Origin of the sequence: Paenibacillus sp. FSL H7-0943 (assembly GCF_037963265.1) — a bacterium.
GTDB lineage: Bacteria > Bacillota > Bacilli > Paenibacillales > Paenibacillaceae > Paenibacillus_AQ > Paenibacillus_AQ odorifer.
Window position 1 is genome coordinate 130,096 of the sequence record NZ_CP150148.1, and the last position, 15,523, is coordinate 145,618.

A 15,523-nucleotide genomic window follows, 5' to 3' on the forward strand; every position below is an offset into this window, starting at 1 on the left:
ATAGGTTTCGTATGGAGTAGTTTCTAAAGGGGCCGGTCGCTGTGGAGAGCGCGGTATAGTCAATCTGCCTTAATTTCTGGGAGGGTATCGTATGGAAAAGAAGAAAGTATTAATTGTCGATGATCAGAATGGGATCCGGATTCTTCTTATGGAAGTGTTCAATAGTGAGGGATATACAACATTTCAAGCGGCTAACGGAAAATTGGCATTAGACATTGTTCGCAGCGAGTCACCCGATTTGGTCTTACTCGATATGAAAATACCGGGAATGGATGGACTCGAGATTCTGAAGCATCTAAAGGAGATCAATCCGTCCATTAAGGTCATTATGATGACGGCATATGGTGAACTGGACATGATTAAGGAGGCGACCAAGCTAGGGGCGTTAATGCATTTTACAAAGCCGTTCGACATAGACGAAATGCGCGTAGCGGTAAACATGCATCTTCATAACAAGTCTGTGGATCAATGCAGTTAGAACGGTGATTTCTGTATCGGTCCTATTTCGCGTGGTGACTCCGAAGAGGATGAGTGTAATTGTTATATGGGCTGGATAAAAATCGTCCCACCGGGACATTTTTTTGTTTACCCTATTTAGTATTTGACACAGGATGTGCTATAATAAGCCTGTATGTGATGTCGGTTTAAAAACATAGCCAACCAACATTCTTAGGAGGATGAAACCATGCCATTAGTATCTATGACAGACATGTTGAACAAAGCACTTGAAGGAAAATATGCAGTAGGTCAGTACAACATTAACAACTTGGAGTGGACTCAAGCTATTCTTGGTGCCGCTGAACAAGAAAAATCACCAGTAATCCTTGGTGTATCTGAAGGCGCAGCACGCCACATGGGCGGCTTCACTACTGTTGTTAAAATGGTTGAAGGTCTAATTATTGACATGAATATCACTGTTCCTGTAGCTATCCACCTTGACCATGGATCTAGCTTTGATAAATGTAAAGCAGCAATTGATGCTGGATTTACATCCGTAATGATCGACGGTTCCCATCACCCAATCGATGAGAACATCGATATGACTAAAAAAGTCGTTGAATATGCTCACGCTAAAGGCGTTTCTGTAGAAGCTGAAGTAGGTACTGTTGGTGGACAAGAAGACGACGTTATCGGCGGCATCATGTATGCTAAGCTTGATGAGTGCGTACGTATTGTGAAAGAAACAGGTATCGACACCCTGGCTCCTGCACTTGGTTCCGTTCATGGACCTTACCATGGCGAGCCTAACCTCGGATTCAAAGAAATGGAAGAAATCCGTGACGCTACTAACATCCCAATGGTTCTTCATGGTGGTACAGGTATTCCTGAACATGACATCAAGAAAGCCATCTCCCTGGGTACTTCCAAAATCAACGTGAACACTGAGAACCAAATCGTGTTCGCAAAAGTGGTTCGCGAAGTTCTAGCTGCTAAACCTGATGCTTACGATCCACGTACATTCATCGCACCAGGTCGCGATGCAATCAAAGAAACCGTTATTGGTAAAATTCGCGAATTTGGATCCAACAACAAAGCCTAATCATTGTAGCTTCCGCCTCAGGTGGACAAGCAATTTGTTAAAGGATAGGGCTATTACTCTGTCCAGTTGAATAGTTTGATGAGGAAAGCACACCGCTTAGCCGGTGTCTTTCCATTTTCATCACTAAAAGTCCACAGCACGTATTGCCCACCCAGCTGCAATACACGTAGGGGGAAATTGATAAATCTATGGAAAAATTAATGATTGGCGGTGGACGTCCGCTAGAGGGCGTTGTAACCATCAGTGGAGCAAAGAATAGTGCCATCGCGCTTATTCCTGCGGCAATTTTGGCCGAATCTGAAGTTGTTCTGGATAATTTACCGTCCCTTAGTGATGTAGCCGTTTACTCCGAAATCTTGCAAGAGCTTGGCGCTAATGTATCCTGGTCAGGCAATCAGATGAGAATTGACCCTTCACGTATTGTATCTATTCCAATGCCCAATGGGCCGGTTAAGAAACTTAGAGCTTCGTATTATATGATGGGAGCTCTGCTTGGAAGATTCAAAGAAGCGACAATAGGTCTTCCTGGTGGCTGTAATTTTGAACCTCGTCCAATTGATCAACATATCAAGGGATTCGAGGCTTTGGGAGCAACAGTTACCAACGAACATGGTTCTATCCACTTATATGCAAAAGAGCTACGCGGTGCGAAGATTTATCTGGACGTATCAAGCGTAGGTGCCACTATAAACATCATGCTGGCGGCTTCACGAGCCAAAGGCTCTACAATTATTGAAAATGCGGCTAAAGAGCCTGAGATTATAGATGTAGCTACCCTATTGAACTCTATGGGCGCTGTTATTAAAGGCGCTGGTACAGAAACCATCCGGATCGAAGGGGTCTCGGAAATGCACGGTTGCCGTCATTCCATTATTCCCGATCGGATTCAAGCAGGAACTTATATGATTGCCGCTGCGGCTACGCGCGGTAATGTGTTGATAGATAATGTTATTCCTAAGCACTTGGAAGCCTTAACAGCCAAGCTTTTAGAGATGGGTGTGGATATTGAAGAGCTTGATGAAAGTATCCGAGTTATAGGTAGAGCTAATTATGAACATGCAGATGTTAAAGCACTGACCTATCCTGGATTTCCTACAGATTTACAATCTCCTATGACAAGTATGCTGACACAGGCAGAAGGGGTTAGTGTGCTTAGCGATTTCGTCTACAGCAACCGCTTCAAGCATGTGCCAGAGTTGGTAAGAATGGGCGCAAAGATTCGTGTTGAAGGCCGATCTGCAATTATTGAGGGCAGTAAACTTAATGCTGCTAAAGTAAAGGCAGCTGATCTGCGTGCGGGTGCAGCCCTTGTCATTGCCGGGTTAACAGTAGAAGATGGTATTACTGAAGTGACCGGCGTAGAGTATATTGATCGTGGTTATGATAATTTAGTGAGCAACCTTCGGCAACTTGGTGCTCATGTTTGGCGTGAGAATGAATAATATTAGGATATCCCGCTTGGAAGGAGTATTAATTTGCGGCCAAACCGCATATTTCCTTCCATTTGGGGTAATACTAACCTAATGAGCATTTTAATAGAATCATATTTTTGCCTAGTAGATAGACTAGGAAGAACTCATTTAAAAATTGAATAGGTGGTTATTACATGGATCTTCAAATTTCCGATCTGGAAGAAATGAAGCTGACCGAGTTATATAAGCTGGCCAAGAAATACCAGATTCCTTATTACGGACAGCTGAAGAAACGGGAACTGATCTTTGCGATCCTTCGGGCACAGGCAGAGCAGAGCGGTCTCATGTTTATGGAAGGCGTACTAGAAATTTTGCCTGAGGGCTATGGATTTCTTAGGCCGATTAACTATTTGCCCAGTGCTGAAGATATTTACATCTCAGCTTCACAAATTCGTAAGTTTGATCTCAGAAGCGGAGATCTTGTGTCTGGTAAATGTCGGACACCAAAAGAAAATGAACGATATTTTGGCCTGCTTCAAGTCAATGCCGTTAATGGCGAGAACCCTGCTAGTGCAGCGGAGCGTCTTCATTTTCCAGCATTAACACCACTTTATCCGCAAGACAAGCTACCGCTTGAAACATCCCCTACTCATTTGTCTACCCGAATAATGGATTTGCTCGCTCCTGTAGGTTTGGGGCAGCGGGGTTTGATTGTAGCACCTCCAAAAGCAGGAAAAACGCTCCTCTTAAAAGAAATTGCCAATAGTATTTCCACTAATAATCCTGAGATTGAGCTCTTTGTATTGCTGATTGATGAACGTCCTGAAGAAGTAACCGATATGCAGCGTTCTGTAAAAGGCGAAGTGGTTGCATCGACGTTTGATGAGCTTCCAGAGAATCATATTAAAGTGGCTGAGCTTGTGTTGCAAAGGGCACTTCGTTTAGTTGAGCACAAGAAGGATGTAGTTATTCTTTTGGATAGCATTACGCGTCTGGCGCGTGCTTATAATCTGGTGGTTCCACCATCTGGACGTACACTTAGCGGGGGGATTGACCCGGCGGCTTTTCACCGGCCGAAGCGGTTTTTTGGTTCTGCACGGAATGTGGAAGAAGGCGGCTCATTAACTATTTTGGCAACAGCATTAATAGATACTGGCTCGCGTATGGATGATATTATATATGAAGAATTTAAGGGTACCGGTAATATGGAGCTTCATTTGGACCGCAAATTGGCGGAACGCCGGATATTCCCAGCTATCGATATTCGTCGTTCAGGTACACGTCGCGAAGAAGTGCTCTTGAGCAAAGAAGAACTGGATACGATTTGGGCGATTCGCAAAAATATGAACGAATCCTACGATTTTGTGGAGGGATTCATCAAAAAGCTGCGTGATACGAAGACTAATGCTGAGTTCTTGGCATCCTTTGACGTTGCTGGGGCAAAAACAACACCAAACGGGACTGCAAGTAACGGGGGCACCTCCAACAGCGGTACAGCTGCTCGTCGTACCACGCGGGCGAAGACACCTTCAGTGCCTACAACTTGAGAATTGATAATAAGAGGAGACTAACATGTATTTGGTATATGCCGACGGGCAAGGAAACGTATATGATCATCCTGAACTGTACGGGCTAGCCCGTAGTGGGGATATGATTGTTGAAATGCTGGAGGAAGAATTAATTCCATTACCAGAAGGTGCTACGCTCGTGGGCTTGCCTAGTACACGTGCTGTGGGTATGAATCCTGAGACGGGTGAAATGATGTCTTTGCCGGAAGGTTCGCAGGCTGTCGGAGCGCTGCTGCCGCAAGGCTACACTCGTCTATGTCTTCCTGGTTATGTGAAGACAGATAAGTCTTATAAGCTTCCTCTGTTTGGGTATTCGGCTGTAGTGTGGAAGGATGGCGGGTTCTATGTTGCGGCAGACCCTACCGATAATCCAGAGAAATGGAATCCACTTAATTGTGACAAAGAAGATCTTGAAGTCAGTGTTGGTGAGATGACAGCCAAATATCCTGATAACCGCCTCTATGAGCATCTTTCTAACTGTGCGCTTGGCTATGAATGCCTGACTTCCTCCAATACCTTTTTAGGGCGTTGGGAGGGCGGTGTACCCGTCTCTTATTCATGTAATGCTGGATGTTTTGGCTGTATTTCTGAGCAACCTGATGATAGCGGCTTTGTATCTCCGCAGACTCGGATGAATTTCCGGCCTACGGTCAACGAAATTTCACAAGTTATGTTGGAGCATTTAAAGACGCCTGAATCGATTATCAGCTTTGGACAAGGCTGTGAAGGGGAACCTTCCACGCAGGCAAAACTTATTATAGAAGCTATTCGTGAAGTGCGCTCGATTACTGATATGGGCTATATCAATATCAACACCAATGCGGGATTAAGCGATCATATGCGAGGAATCGTTGATGCTGGGCTCGATTTGATGCGTGTCAGCACAATCAGTGCCCTTGATGACCATTATAATGCTTATTACAAACCACGCGGTTATACATTGGCCAATGTAGAAAAATCTTTGAAATACGCTGCTTCGCAGGGGGTTTACACATCGATCAATTATCTGATCTTCCCTGGAGTGACTGATCGCGAAGAAGAGATTGAAGCGATGCTGGAGTTTGTAAGACGTACTGATCTTAAGCTTATTCAGATGCGCAATCTAAACATTGACCCGGAGAGTTATTTAGAGTTGATTCCTCCTGCCCAGGGTGAAATCCTTGGGATGAAGACGATGCTTGATATTTTCCGCGATGAACTGCCGGATGTAGTTATAGGCTCTTATACACATGTGCCACCAGCAGATATGGCGCGGGCTAAGCGGCGGGGAATCAATATTTAAGCAGCTAAAATGTAAAAATGAAACATATTGCCCAATTTGATATTTCGTGCTAAAATACCACAGTGTAATCATATAACTCTGGGTCCGCATGAGGCTTAGGGCATGAGAGGTGAAATTCAAAATGCAAGAAGCAATTCAACCAAAGTATAATGTAACTAAGGTAACCTGCGCATGTGGCAACACTTTCGAAGCTGGCTCTGTTAAACAAGAGCTTCGTGTCGAAATTTGCTCCAACTGCCATCCGTTCTTCACTGGCAAGCAGAAGTTCTTGGATGCCGGCGGTCGCGTTGATAAATTTAAGAAGAAATATGGTATCTAATTTGAACAGTCGCTTTGCGGCTTAACGGTTAGATTGAGCCCCCAGCTGTATAGCTGAGGGGCTCATTTTATGTCTTGGAGTTGATTTTTGTCCGAGCGTGAGCTATACTTATCTTCGCCGTGCTAGACGGGGAGGTAGCGGTGCCCTGTAACTCGCAATCCGCTGTAGCGAGGTTGAATTCCTGTTAGAGGTGCTATCGATGTGAGGCCTTGGTTCCTACGGGCTGTGTTGACAGTTGGGTCCTCCGCAATGAGTGCTTATGAACCTGGTCAGGTCCGGAAGGAAGCAGCCATAAGTAAGATTACTCTTGTGCCGGAGGGTGGCCTAACTCGAGCAGTCATGTAGGGTTGCCGCTTGGATCGTAGCCATCAATAACAGGTGCACGGTTTATAATTCTGTTTATCATAGCATCTTTGCCACAAGCAAAGATGCTTTTTGTTTTTGGTCAATAGCCGATGAATATAGTATAATAAATTTGCGACAAATGCCGGGAAAGCGGCAGCTTAAGAGAGGGTAATGCATAGTGGAACATATCGCGCTGTACCGTGCTTGGCGGCCGCAGTCGTTTCAAGACATGGTTGGACAACAGCACATTATCCAAACGCTGCAGAACGCAATTCGTGAACAGCGGGTTTCGCATGCCTATCTGTTCAGCGGTCCGCGGGGAACTGGTAAGACAAGTGCTGCTAAAGTCTTAGCTAAAGCGGTTAACTGTGAACGTGGGCCAGGTCCGGAACCTTGTAACGAATGTCCATCCTGCCTGCGAATCGCTGCGGGTAATGTAATGGATGTGCAGGAAATAGATGCGGCATCAAACCGGGGCGTAGAGGAGATCCGTGATCTGCGTGAGAAGGTGAAGTATGCACCTACCGAGGTGCGCCGTAAAGTGTATATCATTGATGAAGTGCATATGCTGACGACAGAAGCTTTTAATGCTCTATTAAAGACTTTGGAGGAACCGCCGTCACATGCGATGTTTATTCTTGCGACAACGGAACCTCACAAATTGCCGGCGACAATAATTTCCCGTTGTCAGCGTTTTGACTTCCGTAGAGTGGCGTTAGAAGAACAGACCGCCCATCTGACTGCTATTTGTGAGAAGGAAGGGATTACAGCGGATAACAACGCATTGCAGTATATTGCCCGTCTATCTGATGGTGGTATGCGTGATGCATTGAGCTTGCTGGATCAGATTTCATCCTTTACAGATGGTAATGTTACGTACGAGCAAGTGTTAGGAATGACAGGGGGAATTCCCTCCGAGCAATTTGCACGTCTTGCCACTGCCATATTAGAAGGTGATATGGGTCTTCTTCTGGAGCTCGTTGAGCAGCTTATGCATGAAGGTAAAAGTGCAGATAAATGCCTAGAGAATCTCATGTATTATTTCCGTGATTTATTGATGATTAAGATGGTACCCGAGGCCGATCAATTAACAGAGAGGGTGCTGAATCCTGCTGAATTTAAAGATATGGCCACCGCATTTTCTCGGGAGCGTCTATTTCAGATTGTAGATACAATCAATAAATACCTAGGTGAAATGAAATACGCAACACATCCTCAGACACTGTTTGAAGTGGCGCTGATGAAGCTTTGCAGCTTGCAGCAAGAGGTAAGTCAGAGCGCCGCATTTGCTCCGTTAGGTGAAACAAATGCCGGAGTAAGCGCGAATCATTCGAGCGTTGACTCTGGTGAACTGGATCTTCTCAAAAGACAGATCGCAGCACTGGAGAAGAAGCTGGAACAGGCAATGCAATCCGGTGGTATTTCCGGAGGAGGGCGTGATGGTGCTCCTGCACCGAAATCGCACGCGGTTCCAACACCGCGGGTTTCTTCAGCCTCGAAAATGCCTCCTAACGTAGATAGGTTTATTGCTGGTAAGGATAGTCCCGATTTTGCAGCTATCTATAAACAGTGGAGCCTTGTCCTGCAGGGAGTAAAAGAGGAAAAGGTAACGGTTCATGCATGGTTTGTAGACGGTGAGCCAGTATCGATTATGGAGGATGCGGTACTTGTTGCATTCAAGAACACGATTCACCGCGATACTACTGAGAAGCCGGCAAACAGACAGGTTATTGAGAGTGTGCTTGCAGCGCGTCTAGGAAAACCTTATAGACTTGTAACCATGATGCTTCGTGACTGGAATGAAGCTGCCCAGAAGTCTGTGGGACAGACTGGCAAAGAAGAACTGCAATTGGAGCATGAACACGATACTGCAGAAGCTAAACCTGAACCTTGGATTGATGAGGCTATCCAGCTTTTTGGAGAAGACCTTGTTGTCATAAAAGAGTAATATAAACATACTAGCGCTAATTGCGCATTCCAAAGGAGAGACGATGTATGAATAATATGAACCAAATGATGAAGCAAGTTAAGAAAATGCAGGAGCAAATGCTTAAAGCTCAAGAGGAACTCGGAGGCAAGGTTATTGAGGGTTCATCAGGTGGCGGCGTAGTTACTGTTCAAGTAAACGGCCACAAAAAATTGCTGTCTATTCAAATTAAACCGGAAGCCGTTGATCCGGAAGATGTTGAAATGCTTCAAGATCTTGTAATCACTGCTGTAAATGATGCATTGACTCAAGCTGAAGAGCTTGCTAACAATGACATGGGTAAATTCACTGGTGGAATGAAGATCCCAGGCTTGTTCTAATAGCCCACTCCACTTCAGTCTAAAGGAGAATTATTAATTTGTATTATCCCGAACCGCTAGCTAAGCTGATCGATGCTTTTACGCGTTTGCCCGGGATTGGACCGAAGACAGCCGCCCGGTTAGCTTTTCATGTGCTTAACATGAAAGAGGATGAAGTCATTGATTTTGCAAAAGCGCTAGTAAGCGTCAAACGCAATCTTCACTATTGCTCGGTCTGCTGTAATATTACGGATACGGACCCGTGTAAGATATGTCAGGACAAAACTAGAGATCCTTCAGTGATATGTGTGATTCAAGACTCTAAGGATTTGGTGGCTATAGAACGAACCAAGGAGTTTAATGGATATTACCATGTTCTTCAGGGTGCTATTTCACCTATGGAGGGTATCGGCCCTGATGATATTCGCTTGAAAGAATTATTAACCCGTCTGAGTGATGAGAGAGTAAGCGAGCTTATTATGGCGACTAACCCCAATATTGAGGGTGAAGCAACGGCGATGTACATTTCTCGTCTTGTTCGGCCGTTTGAGATTAAAATCACCAGGATAGCTCATGGCTTGCCTGTAGGTGGCGATCTTGAATACGCTGATGAAGTTACTTTGTCCAAAGCGTTGGAAGGCCGTCGCGAGCTATTCTAGCAGCTCTATAGTGGTATTTTTCAAAAAGGAAGCCCTCGGGTTTCCTTTTTTTTGTTCTAAGTTTGTCCCTATCCCGATATGAATGAGAATAACGAGATGTGTATTTTGCATCAAAATTATTCTGAGGAGGAATTGAAATGGGATGGTGGAGAGAGCTGTGGTGGGGAGTGGATAAGGAACAAGGCGAAAAGGAAAGTGAGGGATGGGAAACCCTCTTAGAGGTCCGTAAGGCGCATTCAGAGTGGGAGAGGGCGTACTTGATGTTCGACGAGGCGTTGGGACAGGATCAGATAGATTACGCGATATATATTTTGGAGGCTGCAGAACGTAAATATCAGATACATCTCAAACATGCAAAAAGCTTGGGGTTGAACAGCAGTCAAATATAAGGGCTTATAAATAAATGTATAAGGGGGATCTACATGCTTAGAATGATAGCTATGGGCGTATTGATATTATCCGTTATCTTATTAGGTTTAGTTGTATTTAGAAAAAAGCTGGGTTTTGGGTGGCTAAGTTTATTTGGGGTTCATTTGGTATTGGCTGCACTCGGGATATATGTAGTGAACTTCTCAGGTTTGCTCACACAGGTGTATATCCCTTTAAACCCTGCAACTATAGGCGCAGTAACGGTTCTTGGGCTTCCTGGCGTGGTTATGTTGCTCGGATTAAGAATAATTTTATTTTAATGCTTGACGTGGCTTTGAAAAATATGATACATTAAGTCTCGCCCGTTTGGACAAGCTGTTGATTAACAACTTGCTGAAATGGTCAAGCAAAAAAAGAAATTAAAAAAATGCTTGACGAAAACAAAGGCGCTGTGATATATTATAAAGGTCGCTGCTGACAAGCAACGACGACGAAAGATGAGACGTTGATCTTTGAAAACTGAACAACGAGTGAGTGGGAAATCACGTAAGTGAAATCCAAATTAGAGAATTAATTTTCTCGTCAGATGTTTCAAAATGAGCATATCGCTCTTTTCAATACTAATTGGAGAGTTTGATCCTGGCTCAGGACGAACGCTGGCGGCGTGCCTAATACATGCAAGTCGAGCGGAGTTATTTTGAAAGCTTGCTTTCAAAATAACTTAGCGGCGGACGGGTGAGTAACACGTAGGCAACCTGCCCTTCAGACTGGGATAACTACCGGAAACGGTAGCTAATACCGGATAATTTCTTTTTTCTCCTGAGAGAAGAATGAAAGACGGAGCAATCTGTCACTGAGGGATGGGCCTGCGGCGCATTAGCTAGTTGGTGGGGTAACGGCCCACCAAGGCGACGATGCGTAGCCGACCTGAGAGGGTGAACGGCCACACTGGGACTGAGACACGGCCCAGACTCCTACGGGAGGCAGCAGTAGGGAATCTTCCGCAATGGGCGAAAGCCTGACGGAGCAACGCCGCGTGAGTGATGAAGGTTTTCGGATCGTAAAGCTCTGTTGCCAGGGAAGAACGTCCGGTAGAGTAACTGCTACCGGAGTGACGGTACCTGAGAAGAAAGCCCCGGCTAACTACGTGCCAGCAGCCGCGGTAATACGTAGGGGGCAAGCGTTGTCCGGAATTATTGGGCGTAAAGCGCGCGCAGGCGGCTATTTAAGTCTGGTGTTTAAACCTTGGGCTCAACCTGAGGTCGCACTGGAAACTGGGTGGCTTGAGTACAGAAGAGGAAAGTGGAATTCCACGTGTAGCGGTGAAATGCGTAGATATGTGGAGGAACACCAGTGGCGAAGGCGACTTTCTGGGCTGTAACTGACGCTGAGGCGCGAAAGCGTGGGGAGCAAACAGGATTAGATACCCTGGTAGTCCACGCCGTAAACGATGAGTGCTAGGTGTTAGGGGTTTCGATACCCTTGGTGCCGAAGTTAACACAGTAAGCACTCCGCCTGGGGAGTACGGTCGCAAGACTGAAACTCAAAGGAATTGACGGGGACCCGCACAAGCAGTGGAGTATGTGGTTTAATTCGAAGCAACGCGAAGAACCTTACCAGGTCTTGACATCCCTCTGAATCTGCTAGAGATAGCAGCGGCCTTCGGGACAGAGGAGACAGGTGGTGCATGGTTGTCGTCAGCTCGTGTCGTGAGATGTTGGGTTAAGTCCCGCAACGAGCGCAACCCTTAACTTTAGTTGCCAGCAAGTAATGTTGGGCACTCTAGAGTGACTGCCGGTGACAAACCGGAGGAAGGTGGGGATGACGTCAAATCATCATGCCCCTTATGACCTGGGCTACACACGTACTACAATGGCCGGTACAACGGGAAGCGAAGCCGCGAGGTGGAGCCAATCCCATCAAAGCCGGTCTCAGTTCGGATTGCAGGCTGCAACTCGCCTGCATGAAGTCGGAATTGCTAGTAATCGCGGATCAGCATGCCGCGGTGAATACGTTCCCGGGTCTTGTACACACCGCCCGTCACACCACGAGAGTTTACAACACCCGAAGTCGGTGGGGTAACCCGCAAGGGAGCCAGCCGCCGAAGGTGGGGTAGATGATTGGGGTGAAGTCGTAACAAGGTAGCCGTATCGGAAGGTGCGGCTGGATCACCTCCTTTCTATGGAGAATCGTTCTCTGCAATGAGGACATTCAAATCGGAAGCTAAGCTTCCACGATAGAACCCTCGGGTTCGAACACTCACTCGTGTTCAGTTTTGAAAGAGCAAGTCTCTTTCGTATGCGTTTGGTGGCGATAGCGGAGGGGTTCCACACGTACCCATCCCGAACACGACCGTTAAGCCCTCCAGCGCCGATGGTACTTGGACCGAAGGGTCCTGGGAGAGTAGGACGTTGCCAAGCGGACAACCAATTCATTGGTTGATTCACAATGTTATATATGTTATATGGGCTTTTAGCTCAGTTGGTTAGAGCGCACCTCTGATAAGGGTGAGGTCGGTGGTTCGAGTCCACCAAGGCCCACCATATAACATTATAGAGTAATTTTATGGGGCCATAGCTCAGCTGGGAGAGCGCCTGCCTTGCAAGCAGGAGGTCAGCGGTTCGATCCCGCTTGGCTCCACCATAAATTTTTAAATGAATAATTTTTTCAACTTGATCCTTGAAAACTGGATACCGAAACGAATTTGCGTTTTAGAACATCTTTTAGCAACTTGTGCAAACAAGTAAATGTTATTAGTGAGATTTTTCTTCGGAAGAATCAAGGTTAAGCTAATAAGAGCACACGGAGGATGCCTAGGCGCCAGGAGCCGACGAAGGACGTGGCGAACAACGAAACTGCCTCGGGGAGCTGTAAGCAAGCTTTGATCCGGGGGTGTCCGAATGGGGAAACCCAGCTGTGGTAATTCGCAGTTACTCATTTCTGAATACATAGGAAATGTAGAGGCAGACCAGGGGAACTGAAACATCTAAGTACCCTGAGGAAGAGAAAACAATAGTGATTCCGTCAGTAGCGGCGAGCGAACGCGGAACAGCCTAAACCTAAGAGCTTGCTCTTAGGGGTTGTGGGACGTCTCACATGGAGTTACAAAGGAATATGGTAGGTGAAGAGGTCTGGAAAGGCCCGCGATAGAGGTAAAAGCCCTGTAACCTAAACTGTGTTCTCTCCGAGACGGATCCCGAGTAGTGCGGGGCACGTGAAACCCCGTATGAATCCAGCAGGACCATCTGCTAAGGCTAAATACTACCTGGCGACCGATAGTGAAACAGTACCGTGAGGGAAAGGTGAAAAGCACCCCGGAAGGGGAGTGAAATAGAACCTGAAACCGTGTGCTTACAAAAAGTCAGAGCCCTATTAATGGGTGATGGCGTGCCTTTTGTAGAATGAACCGGCGAGTTACGTTTAACATGCAAGGTTAAGCCGAGAAGGTGGAGCCGCAGCGAAAGCGAGTCTGAATAGGGCGAATTAGTATGTGGACGTAGACCCGAAACCGTGTGATCTACCCCTGTCCAGGGTGAAGGTGCGGTAACACGCACTGGAGGCCCGAACCCACGTACGTTGAAAAGTGCGGGGATGAGGTGGGGGTAGCGGAGAAATTCCAATCGAACTCGGAGATAGCTGGTTCTCCCCGAAATAGCTTTAGGGCTAGCCTCGGTATAAGAGTAGTGGAGGTAGAGCACTGATTGGGTGCGGGGTCCGCAAGGATTACCAAGCTCAGTCAAACTCCGAATGCCATATACTTATTGCCGGGAGTCAGACAGTGAGTGCTAAGATCCATTGTCAAAAGGGAAACAGCCCAGACCATCAGCTAAGGTCCCCAAGTGTGTGTTAAGTGGGAAAGGATGTGGAGTTGCACAGACAACCAGGATGTTGGCTTAGAAGCAGCCACCATTGAAAGAGTGCGTAATAGCTCACTGGTCGAGTGACTCTGCGCCGAAAATGTAACGGGGCTAAACACACCACCGAAGCTATGGCTAGATGCTTTGCATCTGGGGTAGGGGAGCGTTGTGTAGGGGTTGAAGGTGTACTGAAAAGAGCGCTGGACACTACACAAGTGAGAATGCCGGTATGAGTAACGAAAAGATCAGTGAGAATCTGATCCGCCGAAAGCCCAAGGTTTCCTGAGGAAGGCTCGTCCGCTCAGGGTAAGTCGGGACCTAAGGCGAGGCCGAAAGGCGTAGTCGAAGGACAACAGTTTGAAATTACTGTACCACCGTAATCCGCTATGAGCGATGGGGTGACGCAGGAGGGTAGTGACGCGGACTGATGGATGTCCGTCTAAGCAGTGAGGCTGATGTGTAGGCAAATCCGCACATCATTAAGGCTGGGCTGTGATGGGGAGCGAAAATTGTAGTAGCGAAGGTCATGATCTCACACTGCCAAGAAAAGCCTCTAGCCAGGAGAAGGTGCCCGTACCGCAAACCGACACAGGTAGGCGAGAAGAGAATTCTAAGGCGCGCGGAAGAACTCTCGTTAAGGAACTCGGCAAAATGACCCCGTAACTTCGGGAGAAGGGGTGCCCCGGTAGTGTGAATAGCACGAGGGGGCCGCAGTGAAAAGGCCCAAGCGACTGTTTAGCAAAAACACAGGTCTGTGCGAAGCCGCAAGGCGAAGTATACGGGCTGACGCCTGCCCGGTGCTGGAAGGTTAAGGGGAGTGGTTAGGGGTAACCCGAAGCTATGAACCGAAGCCCCAGTAAACGGCGGCCGTAACTATAACGGTCCTAAGGTAGCGAAATTCCTTGTCAGGTAAATTCTGACCCGCACGAATGGCGTAACGACTTGGGCGCTGTCTCAACGAGAGATCCGGTGAAATTTTAATACCTGTGAAGATGCAGGTTACCCGCGACAAGACGGAAAGACCCCATGGAGCTTTACTGCAGCTTGATATTGAATTTGGGTACGATCTGTACAGGATAGGTGGGAGCCGTAGAAATCGGAGCGCAAGCTTCGGTGGAGGCGCCGTTGGGATACCACCCTGATCGTATCTAGGTTCTAACCTAGTACCCTTACCGGGTACGGGGACCGTGTCAGGCGGGCAGTTTGACTGGGGCGGTCGCCTCCTAAAGAGTAACGGAGGCGTTCCAAGGTTCCCTCAGAATGGTTGGAAATCATTCGCAGAGTGCAAAGGCATAAGGGAGCTTGACTGCGAGACCTACAAGTCGAGCAGGGACGAAAGTCGGACTTAGTGATCCGGTGGTACCGCATGGAAGGGCCATCGCTCAACGGATAAAAGCTACCCTGGGGATAACAGGCTTATCTCCCCCAAGAGTCCACATCGACGGGGAGGTTTGGCACCTCGATGTCGGCTCATCGCATCCTGGGGCTGAAGTAGGTCCCAAGGGTTGGGCTGTTCGCCCATTAAAGCGGTACGCGAGCTGGGTTCAGAACGTCGTGAGACAGTTCGGTCCCTATCTGTCGTGGGCGCAGGAAATTTGAGAGGAGCTGTCCTTAGTACGAGAGGACCGGGATGGACGTACCGCTGGTGCACCAGTTGTTCCGCCAGGAGCATGGCTGGGTAGCTACGTACGGACGGGATAAGCGCTGAAAGCATCTAAGCGTGAAGCCCCCCTCAAGATGAGATTTCCCAATTAGTAAGACCCCTTGAAGACGACGAGGTAGATAGGTTGGAGGTGGAAGTGCAGCAATGCATGGAGCTGACCAATACTAATCGGTCGAGGGCTTATCCTATACGTAGGATGCAGATTCGTTTCGGATTCAGTTTT

At 47.3% G+C, this 15,523-nt stretch carries 11 protein-coding genes, 2 tRNA genes, 3 rRNA genes and 1 other RNA gene; all 17 read left to right on the forward strand.

All coding sequences use genetic code 11. From position 1 onward, the window contains the following. Positions 1–91: 91 nt before the first annotated feature. The 17 genes from NSQ55_RS00605 (at position 92) to NSQ55_RS00685 (ending at position 15,488) form a co-directional block, all read left to right on the forward strand. Positions 92–478 carry a response regulator gene (locus NSQ55_RS00605; RefSeq protein WP_036679935.1) on the forward strand — a complete coding sequence of 129 codons (387 nt, stop codon included), beginning with the start codon at positions 92–94 and terminating at the stop codon, positions 476–478. A 207-nt stretch (positions 479–685) separates the two neighbouring features. Continuing rightward, the gene (gene fba / locus NSQ55_RS00610; protein ID WP_036679934.1) at positions 686–1,540 is read left to right on the forward strand and encodes a class II fructose-1,6-bisphosphate aldolase; all 855 of its coding nucleotides are present in this window, start codon (positions 686–688) and stop codon (positions 1,538–1,540) included. Positions 1,541–1,728: 188 nt separating this feature from the next. Further along, the gene (locus NSQ55_RS00615; RefSeq protein WP_036679932.1) at positions 1,729–2,982 is read left to right on the forward strand and encodes a UDP-N-acetylglucosamine 1-carboxyvinyltransferase; all 1,254 of its coding nucleotides are present in this window, start codon (positions 1,729–1,731) and stop codon (positions 2,980–2,982) included. Between the two features lie 164 nt (positions 2,983–3,146). Next, complete coding sequence (rho, locus tag NSQ55_RS00620) at positions 3,147–4,499, forward strand: transcription termination factor Rho (RefSeq protein ID WP_036679930.1); 1,353 nt, start codon at positions 3,147–3,149, stop codon at positions 4,497–4,499. A 25-nt stretch (positions 4,500–4,524) separates the two neighbouring features. Continuing rightward, on the forward strand, positions 4,525–5,802 hold the full coding sequence (locus NSQ55_RS00625) for a radical SAM protein (RefSeq protein WP_038568079.1): 1,278 nt from the start codon (positions 4,525–4,527) through the stop codon (positions 5,800–5,802). A 121-nt stretch (positions 5,803–5,923) separates the two neighbouring features. After that, positions 5,924–6,121, forward strand: coding sequence for a 50S ribosomal protein L31 (gene rpmE / locus NSQ55_RS00630; RefSeq protein WP_036679927.1), 198 nt, complete (start codon positions 5,924–5,926; stop codon positions 6,119–6,121). A 117-nt stretch (positions 6,122–6,238) separates the two neighbouring features. Beyond that, positions 6,239–6,507, forward strand: an RNA gene (gene ffs, locus NSQ55_RS00635) — signal recognition particle sRNA large type. Positions 6,508–6,644: 137 nt separating this feature from the next. Continuing rightward, the gene (dnaX, locus tag NSQ55_RS00640) at positions 6,645–8,414 is read left to right on the forward strand and encodes a DNA polymerase III subunit gamma/tau (protein WP_076305520.1); all 1,770 of its coding nucleotides are present in this window, start codon (positions 6,645–6,647) and stop codon (positions 8,412–8,414) included. A 47-nt stretch (positions 8,415–8,461) separates the two neighbouring features. Next, a complete protein-coding gene (locus NSQ55_RS00645) occupies positions 8,462–8,773 on the forward strand; it encodes a YbaB/EbfC family nucleoid-associated protein (RefSeq protein ID WP_036679924.1) in 312 nt (103 codons plus the stop codon). A 38-nt stretch (positions 8,774–8,811) separates the two neighbouring features. Then, a complete protein-coding gene (gene recR / locus NSQ55_RS00650) occupies positions 8,812–9,411 on the forward strand; it encodes a recombination mediator RecR (protein WP_036679922.1) in 600 nt (199 codons plus the stop codon). 137 nt (positions 9,412–9,548) lie between these two features. Next, positions 9,549–9,800 carry a DUF2508 family protein gene (locus NSQ55_RS00655; protein ID WP_076187197.1) on the forward strand — a complete coding sequence of 84 codons (252 nt, stop codon included), beginning with the start codon at positions 9,549–9,551 and terminating at the stop codon, positions 9,798–9,800. A gap of 33 nt (positions 9,801–9,833) precedes the next feature. Beyond that, the gene (locus NSQ55_RS00660) at positions 9,834–10,100 is read left to right on the forward strand and encodes a pro-sigmaK processing inhibitor BofA family protein (protein ID WP_038568084.1); all 267 of its coding nucleotides are present in this window, start codon (positions 9,834–9,836) and stop codon (positions 10,098–10,100) included. A gap of 301 nt (positions 10,101–10,401) precedes the next feature. Beyond that, a 16S ribosomal RNA gene (locus NSQ55_RS00665) occupies positions 10,402–11,959 on the forward strand. A gap of 124 nt (positions 11,960–12,083) precedes the next feature. Beyond that, positions 12,084–12,200: ribosomal RNA gene (gene rrf / locus NSQ55_RS00670) — 5S ribosomal RNA — on the forward strand. A 46-nt stretch (positions 12,201–12,246) separates the two neighbouring features. Continuing rightward, positions 12,247–12,323 (forward strand) — tRNA-Ile (locus tag NSQ55_RS00675). A 24-nt stretch (positions 12,324–12,347) separates the two neighbouring features. Continuing rightward, a tRNA-Ala gene (locus tag NSQ55_RS00680) sits at positions 12,348–12,423 on the forward strand. Between the two features lie 139 nt (positions 12,424–12,562). Continuing rightward, a 23S ribosomal RNA gene (locus tag NSQ55_RS00685) occupies positions 12,563–15,488 on the forward strand. The 16S, 23S and 5S rRNA genes sit together here with 2 tRNA genes alongside, the layout of an rRNA operon. Positions 15,489–15,523 lie beyond the last annotated feature (35 nt).